This window comes from Devosia sp. J20-27 (genome assembly GCF_055808595.1).
Window position 1 is genome coordinate 2,920,574 of the sequence record NZ_CM147875.1, and the last position, 13,064, is coordinate 2,933,637.

General features: G+C 64.5%; 14 protein-coding genes. 12 read left to right on the forward strand and 2 right to left on the reverse strand.

Annotation, left to right across the window (positions count from 1 at the left end; genetic code table 11):
• The first annotated feature begins 44 nt into the window (after positions 1 to 44).
• The 9 genes from AC0L4C_RS14395 to AC0L4C_RS14435 all read left to right on the forward strand — a co-directional run bounded on the left by AC0L4C_RS14395 (position 45) and on the right by AC0L4C_RS14435 (position 7,526).
• Positions 45 to 1,436 (forward strand): pyruvate dehydrogenase complex E1 component subunit beta, encoded by a 1,392-nt coding sequence (locus tag AC0L4C_RS14395; RefSeq protein WP_473400351.1) that lies wholly within the window; start codon positions 45 to 47, stop codon positions 1,434 to 1,436.
• Between the two features lie 5 nt (positions 1,437 to 1,441).
• On the forward strand, positions 1,442 to 2,806 hold the full coding sequence (locus tag AC0L4C_RS14400) for a pyruvate dehydrogenase complex dihydrolipoamide acetyltransferase (protein ID WP_473400352.1): 1,365 nt from the start codon (positions 1,442 to 1,444) through the stop codon (positions 2,804 to 2,806).
• Positions 2,803 to 3,438, forward strand: a complete 636-nt coding sequence (locus AC0L4C_RS14405) for an SGNH/GDSL hydrolase family protein (RefSeq protein WP_473400353.1) — start codon at positions 2,803 to 2,805, stop codon at positions 3,436 to 3,438. The genes AC0L4C_RS14400 and AC0L4C_RS14405 overlap by 4 nt, the downstream gene beginning before the upstream one ends.
• 10 nt (positions 3,439 to 3,448) lie before the next feature.
• A complete protein-coding gene (gene lpdA / locus AC0L4C_RS14410; RefSeq protein WP_473400354.1) occupies positions 3,449 to 4,891 on the forward strand; it encodes a dihydrolipoyl dehydrogenase in 1,443 nt (480 codons plus the stop codon).
• A gap of 32 nt (positions 4,892 to 4,923) precedes the next feature.
• Complete coding sequence (locus AC0L4C_RS14415; RefSeq protein ID WP_473400355.1) at positions 4,924 to 5,181, forward strand: GlsB/YeaQ/YmgE family stress response membrane protein; 258 nt, start codon at positions 4,924 to 4,926, stop codon at positions 5,179 to 5,181.
• Positions 5,178 to 5,579 (forward strand): hypothetical protein, encoded by a 402-nt coding sequence (locus AC0L4C_RS14420; protein ID WP_473400356.1) that lies wholly within the window; start codon positions 5,178 to 5,180, stop codon positions 5,577 to 5,579. The genes AC0L4C_RS14415 and AC0L4C_RS14420 overlap by 4 nt, the downstream gene beginning before the upstream one ends.
• A gap of 142 nt (positions 5,580 to 5,721) precedes the next feature.
• Complete coding sequence (locus tag AC0L4C_RS14425) at positions 5,722 to 5,982, forward strand: GlsB/YeaQ/YmgE family stress response membrane protein (RefSeq protein ID WP_473400357.1); 261 nt, start codon at positions 5,722 to 5,724, stop codon at positions 5,980 to 5,982.
• A gap of 159 nt (positions 5,983 to 6,141) precedes the next feature.
• Positions 6,142 to 7,083, forward strand: coding sequence for a lipoyl synthase (gene lipA / locus AC0L4C_RS14430; RefSeq protein WP_473400358.1), 942 nt, complete (start codon positions 6,142 to 6,144; stop codon positions 7,081 to 7,083).
• 5 nt (positions 7,084 to 7,088) lie between these two features.
• Positions 7,089 to 7,526, forward strand: a complete 438-nt coding sequence (locus AC0L4C_RS14435; RefSeq protein WP_473400359.1) for a type II toxin-antitoxin system RatA family toxin — start codon at positions 7,089 to 7,091, stop codon at positions 7,524 to 7,526.
• On the opposite strand, the gene AC0L4C_RS14440 is transcribed toward AC0L4C_RS14435, so the two are convergent.
• Entirely contained in the window at positions 7,523 to 8,020 is a 498-nt protein-coding gene (locus AC0L4C_RS14440; RefSeq protein WP_473400360.1) for a CinA family protein, read from the reverse strand. The genes AC0L4C_RS14435 and AC0L4C_RS14440 overlap by 4 nt on opposite strands.
• Positions 8,020 to 9,213 carry a bifunctional 2-C-methyl-D-erythritol 4-phosphate cytidylyltransferase/2-C-methyl-D-erythritol 2,4-cyclodiphosphate synthase gene (locus AC0L4C_RS14445; protein ID WP_473400361.1) on the reverse strand — a complete coding sequence of 398 codons (1,194 nt, stop codon included), beginning with the start codon at positions 9,211 to 9,213 and terminating at the stop codon, positions 8,020 to 8,022. Before AC0L4C_RS14445 ends, AC0L4C_RS14440 begins: the two co-directional genes overlap by 1 nt.
• A gap of 163 nt (positions 9,214 to 9,376) precedes the next feature.
• Here AC0L4C_RS14445 and dusB point away from each other — a divergent pair, with 163 nt between their 5' ends.
• From dusB to ntrC, 3 genes are read left to right on the forward strand one after another with little or no spacing between them, the layout of a single operon-like run.
• Complete coding sequence (gene dusB / locus AC0L4C_RS14450) at positions 9,377 to 10,375, forward strand: tRNA dihydrouridine synthase DusB (RefSeq protein ID WP_473400363.1); 999 nt, start codon at positions 9,377 to 9,379, stop codon at positions 10,373 to 10,375.
• The gene (locus AC0L4C_RS14455; RefSeq protein WP_473400364.1) at positions 10,372 to 11,505 is read left to right on the forward strand and encodes a two-component system sensor histidine kinase NtrB; all 1,134 of its coding nucleotides are present in this window, start codon (positions 10,372 to 10,374) and stop codon (positions 11,503 to 11,505) included. Before dusB ends, AC0L4C_RS14455 begins: the two co-directional genes overlap by 4 nt.
• Positions 11,502 to 12,950: a nitrogen regulation protein NR(I) gene (gene ntrC, locus AC0L4C_RS14460; protein ID WP_473400365.1), complete on the forward strand. Its 1,449-nt coding sequence runs from the start codon at positions 11,502 to 11,504 to the stop codon at positions 12,948 to 12,950. The genes AC0L4C_RS14455 and ntrC overlap by 4 nt, the downstream gene beginning before the upstream one ends.
• Positions 12,951 to 13,064: the final 114 nt, after the last annotated feature.

Genomic DNA, 13,064 nt, shown 5'->3' on the forward strand with positions numbered 1-13,064 from the left:
GAGATATTTCCCTCAAGCTCCCGACCGAGAGCCAGGAGACCTAGATGCCCAATATTCTGATGCCTGCCCTCAGTCCGACGATGGAAGAGGGCAAACTCTCCAAGTGGCTGGTGAAGCAGGGTGACACCGTCAATCCCGGTGACGTGCTGGCCGAGATCGAGACCGACAAGGCGACGATGGAAGTCGAGAGCGTCAACTCGGGCAAGGTCACCGAGATCCTGGTTGCCGAGGGCACCGAGGGCGTGAAGGTGAACACGCCGATCGCCGTGGTGCTGGCCGAGGGCGAGGAAGCGCCGGCGAGTACGCCGGTCGAAAAGACCGCGCCGGAGCCGGCCGAGGCACCGGTTGTGGCGGCCGAGAAGGCTGCCGACGCTGCCCCGTCGGCCGCTGCCGTACCGGCCGCGCCGAAGTTCGAGGCGCAGGCCGATCCCGATCTGCCGGCCGATGTCGAGATGGTCGAGATGACCGTCCGCCAGGCCTTGAACGAAGCGATGGCCGAGGAACTGCGCCGCGACGATACGGTCTTCGTCATGGGCGAGGAAGTCGCCGAGTATCAGGGCGCCTACAAGATTACGCAGAACCTGCTGCAGGAATTCGGTCCGCAGCGCATCGTCGACACGCCGATCACCGAGCATGGCTTTGCCGGTATCGGTGTGGGCGCGGCCTTTGCCGGCCTGCGACCGATCGTCGAGTTCATGACCTGGAACTTTGCCATGCAGGCAATCGACCAGATCATCAACTCCGCCGCCAAGCAGCTCTACATGTCGGGCGGCCAGGTGACGGCGCCGATCGTCTTCCGTGGCCCCAACGGGGCGGCGGCGCGCGTCGGTGCGCAGCACAGCCAGGACTATTCGGCCTGGTATTCGCATGTGCCCGGCCTCTACGTCATCGCTCCCTATAGCGCGGCCGACGCCAAGGGCCTGCTGAAGGCCGCCATCCGGTCGAACAACCCGGTGGTGTTCCTCGAAAACGAAGTGCTCTACGGCTCGACCGGGCTGGTGCCCAAGGTCGACGATTTCGTGCTGCCGATCGGCAAGGCGCGGGTTGCCCGCGAGGGCAAGGATGTCACGCTGGTGTCGTTCTCGATGGGTATGCGCTACGCCACGCAGGCGACCGAGAAGCTGGTTGCGGCCGGCGTCGACGTGGAACTGATCGATCTGCGCACCTTGCGGCCGCTCGACAGCGCCACCGTCATCGAGTCGGTCAAAAAGACCGGCCGCCTGGTCACCGTGGAAGAGGGCTGGCCGCAGGGCGGCATCGGCGCCGAACTGGCCGCCCGGGTGATTGCCGAGGCATTCGACTATCTCGATGCCCCGCCGACCCGCGTCACCGGCAAGGATGTGCCGATGCCCTATGCGGCGAACCTTGAAAAGCTGGCCTTGCCGAACGTCGATGAAGTGGTCGCGGCGGTCAATGCCGTGACCTACAGGAGCTAGGCGCCATGTCGATCAACATCACCATGCCCGCGCTCTCGCCGACCATGGAAGAGGGCACGCTCGCCAAGTGGCACGTCAAGGAAGGCGACACCGTCTCCTCCGGTGACGTCATTGCCGAGATCGAGACCGACAAGGCGACGATGGAAGTCGAGGCCGTCGACGAGGGCAAGATCGGCAAGATCATGGTCGCCGAAGGCACCGAGAACGTGAAGGTCAACGCGGTGATCGCCGTGCTGCTGACCGAAGGCGAGTCGGCTGCCGACATCAAGACCGAGGCGCCGGCACCCAATGCCGAAGCCAGGAAGGACGAGCCGAAGAAGGACGAGCCGAAGGCCGAGGCGCCAAAGGCCGCCGAGGCACCGGCCGCCAAGGAAAGTGTCGCGACCGGCTCCGCCGTCGTCGCTGCGCCGAAATCTGACGCGCCTGCTGCTGGGTCTGGTGGGCGTGTCTTTGCCTCGCCGCTGGCCAAGCGGCTCGCCAAGGAAGCCGGCATCGAATTGTCGGCGATTTCCGGCTCCGGCCCGCGCGGTCGCGTGGTCAAGTCGGATGTCGAGGCGGTGAAGTCGGGCAAGGTGCCGCTCAAAGCCGCGCCGGCGGCTGCCGGGGCAGGGGCCGCGGCTCCTGCTGGCGGCATGAGCAAGGCGCAGGTGATCGCGCTCTATCCCGAAGGCAGCTACGATCTCGTGCCGAACGACGGCATGCGCAAGGTGGTGGCGGCCCGCCTCACCGAGAGCAAGCAGACCGTTCCGCACTTCTACCTGACGCTCGACTGCAATATCGGAGCGCTGCTCGAGGCGCGCGAAAAGATCAATTCCGCCGCTCCGCTCAAGGACGGCAAGCCGGTCTACAAGCTGTCGGTCAATGATTTCGTGATGAAGGCCTGGGCTGCGGCGCTGATGAAGGTGCCGACGGCCAATGCCACCTGGGCAGGTGACTCGATCCTCTACCACAAGCATGCCGACGTGGCGGTTGCCGTGGCGGTGCCGGGCGGGCTCTTCACGCCTGTCGTCAAGGCCTGCGATACCAAGTCGCTGCGGCAGATTTCCGAAGAGGTCAAGGACCTGGCCGGCCGCGCCCGCTCCAAGAAGCTGACGCCGGCTGAATACCAGGGCGGCTCGTCTTCGGTGTCCAACCTCGGCATGTTCGGCATTCGCGAATTTGCTGCCGTCATCAACCCGCCGCATGGCACCATCCTCGCCGTCGGCGTGGGTGAGGAGCGCGTCTATGCCGAGAAGGGGCAGGTCAAGACCGGTCACTTCATGACGGTGACGCTGTCGTGCGATCACCGTGCGGTGGACGGTGCGCTCGGCGCTGAACTGCTGGCGGCCTTCAAGGGGTTGATCGAGACCCCGGTCATGATGCTGGCATGAAGACCGTCCTCGCCTTCGGCGACAGCCTGACCTTCGGCGCCAATGCCGAAACGGGCATCCGCCATGCCTTCGAGGATCGCTGGCCGTCCGTGCTCGAACAGGGTCTGGGCGGCGCGGTTCGGGTGATCCCCGAAGGACTGGGTGGCCGGACCACGGTGTTCGACGATTTTTCGTCCGTGGCCGACCGCAATGGCGCCCGCGTGCTGCCGACGCTGCTCGACACGCACAAGCCGCTCGATCTGGTGGTGATCTTTCTGGGCACCAACGATCTCAAGGTCTATCTCAACGGCACCGCCTTCGGCGCGGCCATGGGCGTGAAGCGGCTGGTCGAGATCGTGCGCCAGCATCCCTATGGCAGCTATGCGGTTCCGGGCGTCGTCATCGTGGCGCCGCCGCTGACCGTCGAAACGACGCATCAGGACCTGCATCCGATGTTCGCGCCGCGGGCCGACGAGGCAAAGCGCTTCGACGTCTACTACAGCCGCATCGCCAGCGAACTCGGCGCCGGCTATTTCAATGCGGCATCCGTTGCGGTGGCATCGCCCATCGATGGCGTCCACCTGGACGCCGCCAATACACGCGCGATCGGCGAGGGGCTCGTCCCGGTCGTCAGATCCCAGCTCGGTCTCTAGGGGAGTCCCAATGGCCAATTCCTACGATCTCATCGTCATCGGCGCAGGCCCCGGCGGCTATATCGCGGCCATTCGCGGCGCGCAGCTGGGCATGAAGGTGGCCATCGTCGAGCGCGAGCACATGGCCGGCATCTGCTCGAACTGGGGCTGCATCCCGACCAAGGCGCTGCTGCGCACGGCCGAGGTATATGGCCATATGGGCCACGCCAAGGATTACGGGCTGACCGCCGAGAAGTTCGGCTTTGACCTCGAGGCCATCGTCAAGCGTTCGCGCGGCATTGCGGCGCAGATGAACAATGGCGTGCAGTTCCTGATGAAGAAGAACAAGGTCGACATCATCTGGGGCGAGGCGGTGTTCACCAAGCCCAACGAGGTCGCGGTGGCGCCGACCAAGAAGCAGATCGTGCAGCCGCAGGGACCGATCCCCAAGAACGCGCTGGGCGAGGGCAGCTACACCGCCAAAAACATCATCGTGGCCACCGGCGCACGGCCGCGCGCCTTGCCGGGAATCGAGCCGGACGGCGACAAGATCTGGACCTATTTCGAGGCGATGAAGCCCGAAAAATTCCCCAAGTCGCTGGTCATCATGGGGTCCGGTGCCATCGGCATGGAGTTCGCCTCCTTCTATCGTTCGATGGGCGCCGAGGTGACCGTGATCGAATTGCTGCCGCAGGTTCTGCCGGTCGAGGATGGCGAGATTGCCGCCTTGGTGCGCAAGCGCTTCGAAAAGCGCGGCATCAAGATCCTGACGGACGCCAAGGTGGCCAAGGTCGACAAGACCAAGACCGGCGTGGTCGCCCATGTCGAGCTCAAGGATGGCTCCAAGCAGCAGATCGAGGGTGAGAAGCTGATCTCGGCGGTCGGCGTGCAGTGCAACAGCGAGAACCTCGGGCTCGAAAAGATCGGCGTCAAGGTCGACCGCGGTGCCATCGTCATCGATAATTACGGCCGCACCAATGTGGCGGGCGTCTGGGCCATCGGCGATGTCGCCGGACCGCCGATGCTGGCGCACAAGGCCGAGCATGAGGCGGTGATCACCGTTGAAACGATTGCCGGCCTCAAGGGCGTACACGGGCTGAACAAATTGCGGGTGCCGGGCTGCACCTATTGCGAGCCGCAGGTGGCCAGCGTCGGCCTGACCGAGACCAAGGCCAAGGAAGCCGGACGCGAGATCAAGGTCGGCCGTTTCCCCTTCGTGGGCAATGGCAAGGCCATCGCGCTGGGCGAGCCCGAGGGGCTGGTGAAGACGATCTTTGATGCCAAGACCGGCGAACTGCTGGGCGCGCACATGGTCGGCGCCGAGGTGACCGAACTGATCCAGGGCTTTGTCGTGGCCATGGGTCTGGAGACGACCGAGGAAGATCTGTTCCACACCATCTTCCCGCACCCCACGCTCAGTGAAACGATGAAGGAGAGCGCCCTCGACGCGTTCGGGCGCGCCCTCAATATCTGATGGACCATCCCGTCCCACCGGAGAGCCTGCCAATGCCTACCGATACGACGGCGCTGCTGATTTTCCTGGGGATCGGTCTGGTGGCCGGCTGGCTGGCGAGCCTCGTGCTCGGCGGCGGCGGCTTACTGCGCAATCTGGTGGTCGGGGTGATCGGCGCGTTCGTCGGCGGCTGGCTGCTGTCTGCCGCCAATATTGCGCTGCCGATCGGCAATGCCCTGCTGAGCCAGGTCATCACCGCCACCATCGGCGCCATCGTGGTCATCGTCATTGCCCGGGTCATCGCCCGATGAGCCGTGGTCTGGTCAGTCTTGCTGGCCTGCTGGTGCTGGTGGCGTCGCCGGCATGGGCCATCAGTCCGGCATCGACGTCGGTGACCTGCGCGGGTGCCGTGACCACGGGGCAGGGGACGCACCAGGTGGTGCGCGACCTCAAGCCGTCGGAACTGCCGGTGCTGGCCTATGCGAAGCAGCCGGCCGAGCGCGAATTCAAACAGCTGGCCGTCTTCCGGGATGTGCCGGTACGGCTCTATGTCTACCGGGTCAACGAGAACCTGCTGCGGCTGCGCATCTACGAGGATGGAGCTGCCGGCCAGGACCTGCTGGCGGATACGGACCTGCGCGGTGAGATGACGCAACTGAGCTATCGCGTGCTGGGTGGCGACGAAATGGTCACCGCCTACTGCTATTGACCTGACCGAATGTGGAGTTGAACTGCGGCGGCTCATCCGCCACGTCTTTTTAAACGTCGCGAAACACGGAAAGCCGTGATTTCGCATCCATTTGCCCGGTTCTGCGTTGCTTTGGCACAACGGACACCAAAGGAGAAGGCAAATGGAAGGTGTAGGCTGGATCATGGCAATCATCATCGGCGCGCTTGCCGGCTGGATTGCTGAAAAACTCATGAAGTCCAACCAGGGCCTCGTGATGAATATTATTCTCGGGATCGTCGGGGCCGTGCTCGGCAACTTCATCCTGATGCTGATCTTCGGTGCCACCATGGGCGGCATTATCGGTCAGCTGATTGTTGCGGTGATCGGCGCCTGCCTGCTGATTGCCATCGCCCGCGCCATTCGCGGACGTCGCGCTGCCTAGCAGTCTTTCCGGGCTGCGGGCTTGAAACCGCGGCCCGGCTCCCACCAGAGACGGGTCAGACGAGCAGATATGCGTCAGCGCGATATCTGCTCGGAGTCATTCTGGGGTATACTTGCCGCACATCGGCAGGTTGTGCCGAAAGCGATAGGACCCGTCACCTTGGTCACTCTCATCGATAGCCGCCCGCGCCATCCCGAAAAGGTCAATCGGCCGGAATCCGAAGTCTTGCGCAAGCCGGACTGGATCCGCGTCCGCGCGCCGGGCTCCGCCGTGTACCGCGAGACCCAGCAGATCGTGCGCGAGAACAATCTCGTCACCGTGTGCGAGGAGGCAGGCTGTCCCAATATCGGCGAATGCTGGTCGAAAAAGCACGCCACCATGATGATCATGGGCGAGATCTGTACGCGGGCCTGCGCCTTCTGCAACGTGCGCACCGGCCTGCCGACGGCGCTCGATCCCAATGAACCCGAGAACGTGGCCATTGCCGTCGAAAAGCTCGGCCTCGAGCATGTGGTCATCACCTCGGTCGACCGCGACGACCTGCCCGATGGCGGGGCGGAGCATTTCGCTCAGGTGATCCGCGCCATTCGCGCCCGTACCCCGAAGACCACGATCGAGATCCTGACGCCGGACTTCCTGCGCAAGGACGGGGCCCTGGAAACGGTGGTGGCGGCCAAACCGGACGTCTTCAATCACAATCTGGAAACGGTGCCGAGCAAGTACCTCAAGGTGCGGCCCGGCGCCCGCTATTTCCATTCCATCCGGCTGCTGCAGCGGGTCAAGGAACTCGACCCGACGATGTTCACCAAGTCCGGCATCATGGTTGGCCTCGGTGAAGAGCGGAACGAAGTGCTGCAGCTGATGGACGACCTGCGCTCGGCTGATGTCGATTTCCTCACCATCGGCCAGTACCTGGCGCCGACGCGCAAGCATCACCCGGTGATCCGTTTTGTCACCCCGGAGGAATTCAAGTCCTTCGCCTCCATCGCGACATCGAAGGGGTTCGGGCTGGTGTCGTCCAGTCCGCTGACCCGGTCGTCGCACCACGCCGGCGAAGACTTCGCCAAGCTCAGGGCCGCGCGCCTTGCCAAACATGCTTGAGTGCCATGCCTGACCAATTCTACGAGCGGCACACGCCGCATCTGCCGCAACGGATGTTCGACCTCGTCAACGACCTCGAATCCTATCCGCGCTTTGTTCCCAACTGCACGGCAATGGAGGTGAGGACCGACCCCGCCGATCCGGCCGTGCGCTATGCCAGGATGACCATCAAGTTCGGGCCGCTGACCCAGTCCTACACCAGCAAGGTCACCGCCGATCCGGTGGCGCTGACCATCAGTGCCAAGGCCGTGGACGGGCCGTTCGCCTATCTCGACAGCATCTGGCGCTTCGAGCCGGAGGGGTCGGGCGGCCGGGTGACCTTCGATATCGACTTCAAGTTCAACAACCCGCTGATCGCTGCCGTCGCCGAGCCGGCCTTCACGGCCAAGCAGGACGAGATCCTCGACGCCTTTGCGGACGAAGCCGACAGGCGGTTCGGCTAGGACGACGCCCCGAGGCAGTCGAGTACGAGATCGAGCGCTGCCTCGACCGTCATCTCCCGCACCTGCCGGCGGCCGATGTCGCCAAAGCGGCGTTCCAGCACGACCGTGCCGCCTGCCGTCGCACAGGCGAAGTGAACGAGGCCGACGGGCTTTTCAGCCGAGCCGCCGCCGGGTCCGGCGACGCCCGTGACGGCAATCGAGACTTCGACACTGGCGGTCTCGCGGGCGCCCTCGGCCATGGCCCGCGCCACCGATTCCGACACCGCGCCCCAGCGTTCGATCAGGTCTTCTTCGACGCCGATCATCTCGATCTTGGCGCGGTTGTCGTAGGTGACATAGCCCCCGAACACCGCCTCGGACGAGCCGGGAATGTCGGTCAGCGCACCGGCGATCAATCCGCCGGTGCAACTCTCGGCGGTGACGATCATCTCGCCCCGCGCCACGAGCGCCCGGTTCAGGCGGGCAGCCTTGTCGGTAATGCTGGCGGAAAACATCAGTCCTCCCTCGGGAGTTCGACCATGGCAGTGGCCATGGCCATCAGCCCTTCCTCGCGGCCGGCAAAGCCCATGCGCTCGCTGGTGGTTGCCTTGACGGCGACGCGTGAAATCGAAATTCCACAAACACTTGCGATGGTTTCTTTCATCGCTGCGACGTGCGGGCCAATGCGCGGCGCCTCGCAGACAATGTTGAGGTCAACGTTGACGATGCGACCGCCACGGGCGGTGATCAGGCCTGCGGCGTGCTCCAGGAAGATCGACGAGGCAGCGCCTTTCCACTGCGGATCGCTGGGCGGGAAATGCGTGCCGATGTCACCCTCGCCGATGGCCCCGTAGAGAGCGTCGGTCAGCGCATGCAGCGCTGCGTCGGCATCTGAATGGCCTTTGAGCTTCTTGCTGTGCGGAATCTTGATGCCGCCCAGCCAGACGCCGTCGCCCGGTTCGAACTGGTGGAAGTCGATCCCCATTCCCTGACGGAATTCCATGGCGTGTTCCCGTCCAATCATGCGTTCGGCGCGCCCGAAATCTTCGGGATGCGTCAGTTTGATGTTGCGTGTGCTGCCTGGCGTCAAGGCAACAGTGAGACCTGCCCACTCGGCAATTGCGGCGTCGTCGGTGAATGGGCGCGGGACCCGCGTGGCCCGCATATGGGCCGAGAAAATCTGCGGAAAGCGGAATCCCTGCGGGGTCTGGGCAGCAAACAGTGTGCGTCGGTCCTCGGTGGCGTCGACCGTCCTGCCGTCTTGAGAGCGCTTGATGGTGTCGGTCACCGGGGTGACGGGCAGGGCCGCGTCGTGGCTGCCCAGCCCTTCGATGACGCCCTCGATCAGCGGGAGGTCGACAAATGGTCGCGCCGCGTCCTGGATCAGCACCAGATCGGGGCGCAGCGGCGCGAGTGCTTTCAGACCTTCGAGCACCGAGGCCTGCCGTTCGGCACCGCCATCCACGGCGGGCAGCAATCGGGGGTCGGTGAGGGCGAGTGCCGCATAGCGCTCGGCGTGCTCCGGGTGGATCACGGGCAGCACCCAGGTGATACGGTCGCATGCCAGCAATGCGTTGATAGTACGCCCTAAAACCGGTTCGCCTGCGAGCAGGCGGTATTGTTTCGGCGTCGTCTCTCCGCTAGCGTTGGCACGTTCGCCGCGGCCGGCTGCCACGATGATGGCGGCGATGCTCTTGAGTCTGGTCACGGCAATCCCTGTCCGGGTGGTGACTTCCTCTAGCGGCGACAATCCGGCGGAGCAAGTCGTGAGGCCTCTATGCTCAGGCCGAAGGCACTGAGATGGTTGCGCTTCCGCAGATTTTGACTATTGTTGAGGCAATTGCTGAACATGAGCATTTCTGGGGCACTTAGTGGCTAATTTTGCCTGCGACTTGAGCATCGGCGGTCACATCCTGCCCAACCGTGCTTTTCTTGCGCCTATGGCCGGCATCACCGATGCGCCCACGCGTCGGATTGCCGAGCGTTTTGGCGCGGGTCTCGTGGTCTCCGAGATGATTGCCAGCAATGCCCTGGCGACCGGCCATCACGAGATGGTGCGCAAGCTCTCCAAGTCTGGAAGCCTGCCGCACATGGTGCAACTGGCGGGCTGCGAGGCCGAATGGCTGGTGCGCGGCGCCGAGATCGCCTGCGCTGCGGGTGCTGATATTATCGATATCAACATGGGCTGCCCGTCCAAGCGGGTGACCAACGGCTATGCCGGCTCGGCCCTGATGCGGGTGCCCGACGAGGCGCTCAAGCTGGTCGAGGCCGTGGTCGGCGCGACGCCGCTGCCGGTCACGGTCAAGATGCGACTGGGCTGGGACGATGACAGCCTGAACGCCGCCGACATTGCGCGTCGGGCGGTCGATGCGGGCGTGCAGATGATTACCGTACACGGCCGGACACGCCAGCAGTTCTACAAGGGCACGGCGCGCTGGGAACTGGTGGCTCCGGTGGTCGAGGCGGTTGATGTCCCGGTGGTGGTCAATGGCGACATTGTCGATCTCGCGGCTGCCCGCACGGCGCTGGACCAGTCGGGTGCGGCAGCGGTGATGATTGGCCGCGGGGCGCAGGGCCGGCCATGGCTGGTGGGGCAGGTGGGTGCGGCTCTCGCCGGTGCCCAGCCTCTCGAGGCCCCCACGGGCGAGGCGCTGCTGGATCTGGTGATCGAGCATTACGAGGCGATGCTGGTGGAATATGGAACGGCACTCGGAGTGCGGGTCGCCCGCAAGCACCTCGACTGGTATCTCGAGGCCAGCGGCTTGCCGGTCGACAAGGCCGGCCGCAAGGCCATTCTGGCCTCGGAACAGCCTGCCGAGGTGATCGACGGCATGGTGCAGCTGTTTGCGGGCTGGAGGCAGGCGGCATGAGCGACCAGAACCTGCCCATGATGCCACTCTCGGTGCTGCAGGCATTGCCGCAACCGATCATCGTCTGCTCCGACGATCGTACCATCACCTTCGTCAACTATGCGGCGGAAGCGTTTTTCGGCGCCTCGCTGAGCGTGCTCAGCCGGCAAAAGCTCGACGACCTGATAGCCTTCGGCTCGCCGATCGTCAGCCTCGTGGCGGCCGTCGCCGAACGGCGCGCGCCGATGACCGAATATCGAGTCCGCGTCGATTCCTCGCGTTTCGGCGATGCTGCCAACGAACGGATCGTGGACGCCTTCGCCAGCCCGATTTCCGAACTCGACGGGCGCATTGCCCTGCTGTTTCAGGAGCGCACCATGGCCGACAAGATCGACCGGCAACTGGTGAGCCGCGGTGCGGCCCGATCGGTGACAGGCCTCGCCTCGATGCTGGCGCACGAAATCAAGAACCCGCTTTCGGGCATCCGTGGCGCCGCGCAATTGCTCGAGCAGTCGGTAACGCCCGAAGAGATTCCGCTGGCCCGGCTGGTGCGCGAGGAAGTGGACCGCATCGTCGACCTGATCGACAAGGTGGAGGTGTTCGGCGACGACCGGCCGATCGAACGCGAGCCGATCAATATTCATGTCATCCTCGACCGGGTGAAGCTGCTGGCCAAGAACGGCGTGGCGCGCGGCATCAGCTTTTACGAGGAATACGATCCCTCGCTGCCGCCGGTTTATGGCAACCGGGACCAGCTGGTGCAGGTGTTCCTCAACCTGGTCAAGAATGCCGCCGAAGCGCTTGAGCGCACGCAGAAGCCGGAAATTCGCATCTCGACAGCGTTCCGCCCGGGCATCCGCATCTCGGTGCAGGGCGTCAGCCAGCGTATCTCGCTGCCGCTGGAAATCATTATCGAGGACAATGGCGCCGGCGTTCCGCCCGATCTGCTGCCGATCCTGTTTGATCCATTCGTCACCACCAAGACCAACGGCTCGGGCCTTGGCCTGGCGCTGGTGGCCAAGATCATCGGCGACCATGGCGGCGTCATCGACAGCGACAGCCGCCCCGGACGCACGCGCTTCCGCATTCTGCTGCCTGTGGCGAGCGGTGCGTTCGTGCAGGAAACCACCGAAGAGGCGCTGGTCAAATGAGCCATACCATTATGCTTGCGGATGATGATGCAGCCATCCGTATGGTGCTCAACCAGGCCCTGACGCGCGCCGGCTACGAGGTGCGACCGACCGGCAATCTTTCCACCATGTGGAACTGGGTGAGCCGCGGCGAGGGCGATCTGCTGATCACCGACGTGGCCATGCCGGACGGCAATGCGTTCGACATCATGCCCAAGATCAAGAAGCTGCGGCCCGATCTGCCGATCATCGTGATGAGCGCGCAGAACACCTTCATGACGGCGATCCGGGCCAATGAGGTCGGGGCCTACGAGTACCTGCCAAAACCCTTCGACATCACCGAAGTGCTGTCGGTGGTGGCCCGGGCCCTGGCCGATGCCAAGAAGCCGACGATGGCCGAGAAGAAGGCCGAAGAGCCAGGCGAGACCATGCCCTTGGTCGGCCGCTCGACGGCGATGCAGGACATCTATCGGGCCCTGGCCCGGCTGATGCAGACCGACCTCACGGTGATGATCACCGGCGAGAGCGGCACCGGCAAGGAACTGGTGGCCAAGGCCCTCCACAATTTCGGCAAGCGCCGCAACGGCACATTCGTTGCCATCAACATGGCGGCCATCCCGCGCGACCTGATCGAGGCCGAACTGTTCGGCCACGAAAAGGGGGCGTTCACCGGTGCCACGGCGCGATCCTCGGGCCGCTTCGAGCAGGCCGAGGGCGGCACGCTGTTCCTCGACGAGATCGGCGACATGCCGATGGATGCCCAGACCCGCCTGCTGCGGGTGCTGCAGGAGGGCGAGTACACCATGGTCGGCGGTCGCACGCCGATCAAGTCGAACGTCCGCATCGTTGCCGCCACCCATCGCGACCTCAGCCAGATGATCCGGCAGGGACTGTTCCGCGAGGATCTCTACTACCGGCTGAACGTCGTGCCGATCCGGCTGCCGCCGCTGCGCGAGCGCGTCGACGATATCGGCGATCTGGTGCAGCATTTCCTGCGTACGGCGCAACGCGAAGGCGAGCCGGTCAAGGCGATTTCGCCCGAAGCGATCCGGCTGATGCAGAACTATTCCTGGCCGGGCAATGTGCGCGAGCTGGAAAACCTCGTTCGCCGTCTCTCGGCGCTCTACGCCGACGAGAGCATTTCGCTCGAGATCGTGCAGAGCGAGCTCAACATTGCCGACCGGCAGCCGATCAGCACGTCGAGCGGGCCGGTGGATGTGTCGACCGCCGTCGAGACCCACGTGGCGCAGCTGCTGCGCGAGCATGAACCGAATCTGCCGCCGGCAGGCCTTTACCAGCGCGTTCTGGACCGCGTCGAGGCGCCGCTGATCGCCATGGCGCTCAATGCCTGCGGCGGCAATCAGATCAAGGCGGCAGATCTCCTGGGGCTGAACCGCAACACGCTTCGCAAGAAGATTCGCGCCCATGCCATTGAGATCGTGAAACAAAGCCGGCGTCAGGGTTGACGCTCGCCGCACGGGCGCTACCTCTGGCGGCAGTGCTGTGGTTGGCCTGATTCACCGCTGAATGCGGCTGGATCGGGGCGGTGTCACATTTTAGCAACATTTGTCTTGAAGGGT

Bases quoted from the DNA above. Each gene is read 5' to 3' on its own strand.
- lpdA (WP_473400354.1), top strand. From the start codon at position 3,449: ATGGCCAATTCCTACGATCTCATCGTCATCGGCGCAGGCCCCGGCGGC.
- ntrC (WP_473400365.1), top strand. From the start codon at position 11,502: ATGAGCCATACCATTATGCTTGCGGATGATGATGCAGCCATCCGTATG.
- AC0L4C_RS14400 (WP_473400352.1), top strand. From the start codon at position 1,442: ATGTCGATCAACATCACCATGCCCGCGCTCTCGCCGACCATGGAAGAG.
- AC0L4C_RS14440 (WP_473400360.1), bottom strand. From the start codon at position 8,020: ATGTTTTCCGCCAGCATTACCGACAAGGCTGCCCGCCTGAACCGGGCG.
- AC0L4C_RS14415 (WP_473400355.1), top strand. From the start codon at position 4,924: ATGCCTACCGATACGACGGCGCTGCTGATTTTCCTGGGGATCGGTCTG.
- AC0L4C_RS14455 (WP_473400364.1), top strand. From the start codon at position 10,372: ATGAGCGACCAGAACCTGCCCATGATGCCACTCTCGGTGCTGCAGGCA.
- AC0L4C_RS14420 (WP_473400356.1), top strand. From the start codon at position 5,178: ATGAGCCGTGGTCTGGTCAGTCTTGCTGGCCTGCTGGTGCTGGTGGCG.
- AC0L4C_RS14425 (WP_473400357.1), top strand. From the start codon at position 5,722: ATGGAAGGTGTAGGCTGGATCATGGCAATCATCATCGGCGCGCTTGCC.
- AC0L4C_RS14435 (WP_473400359.1), top strand. From the start codon at position 7,089: ATGCCTGACCAATTCTACGAGCGGCACACGCCGCATCTGCCGCAACGG.
- AC0L4C_RS14395 (WP_473400351.1), top strand. From the start codon at position 45: ATGCCCAATATTCTGATGCCTGCCCTCAGTCCGACGATGGAAGAGGGC.
- AC0L4C_RS14405 (WP_473400353.1), top strand. From the start codon at position 2,803: ATGAAGACCGTCCTCGCCTTCGGCGACAGCCTGACCTTCGGCGCCAAT.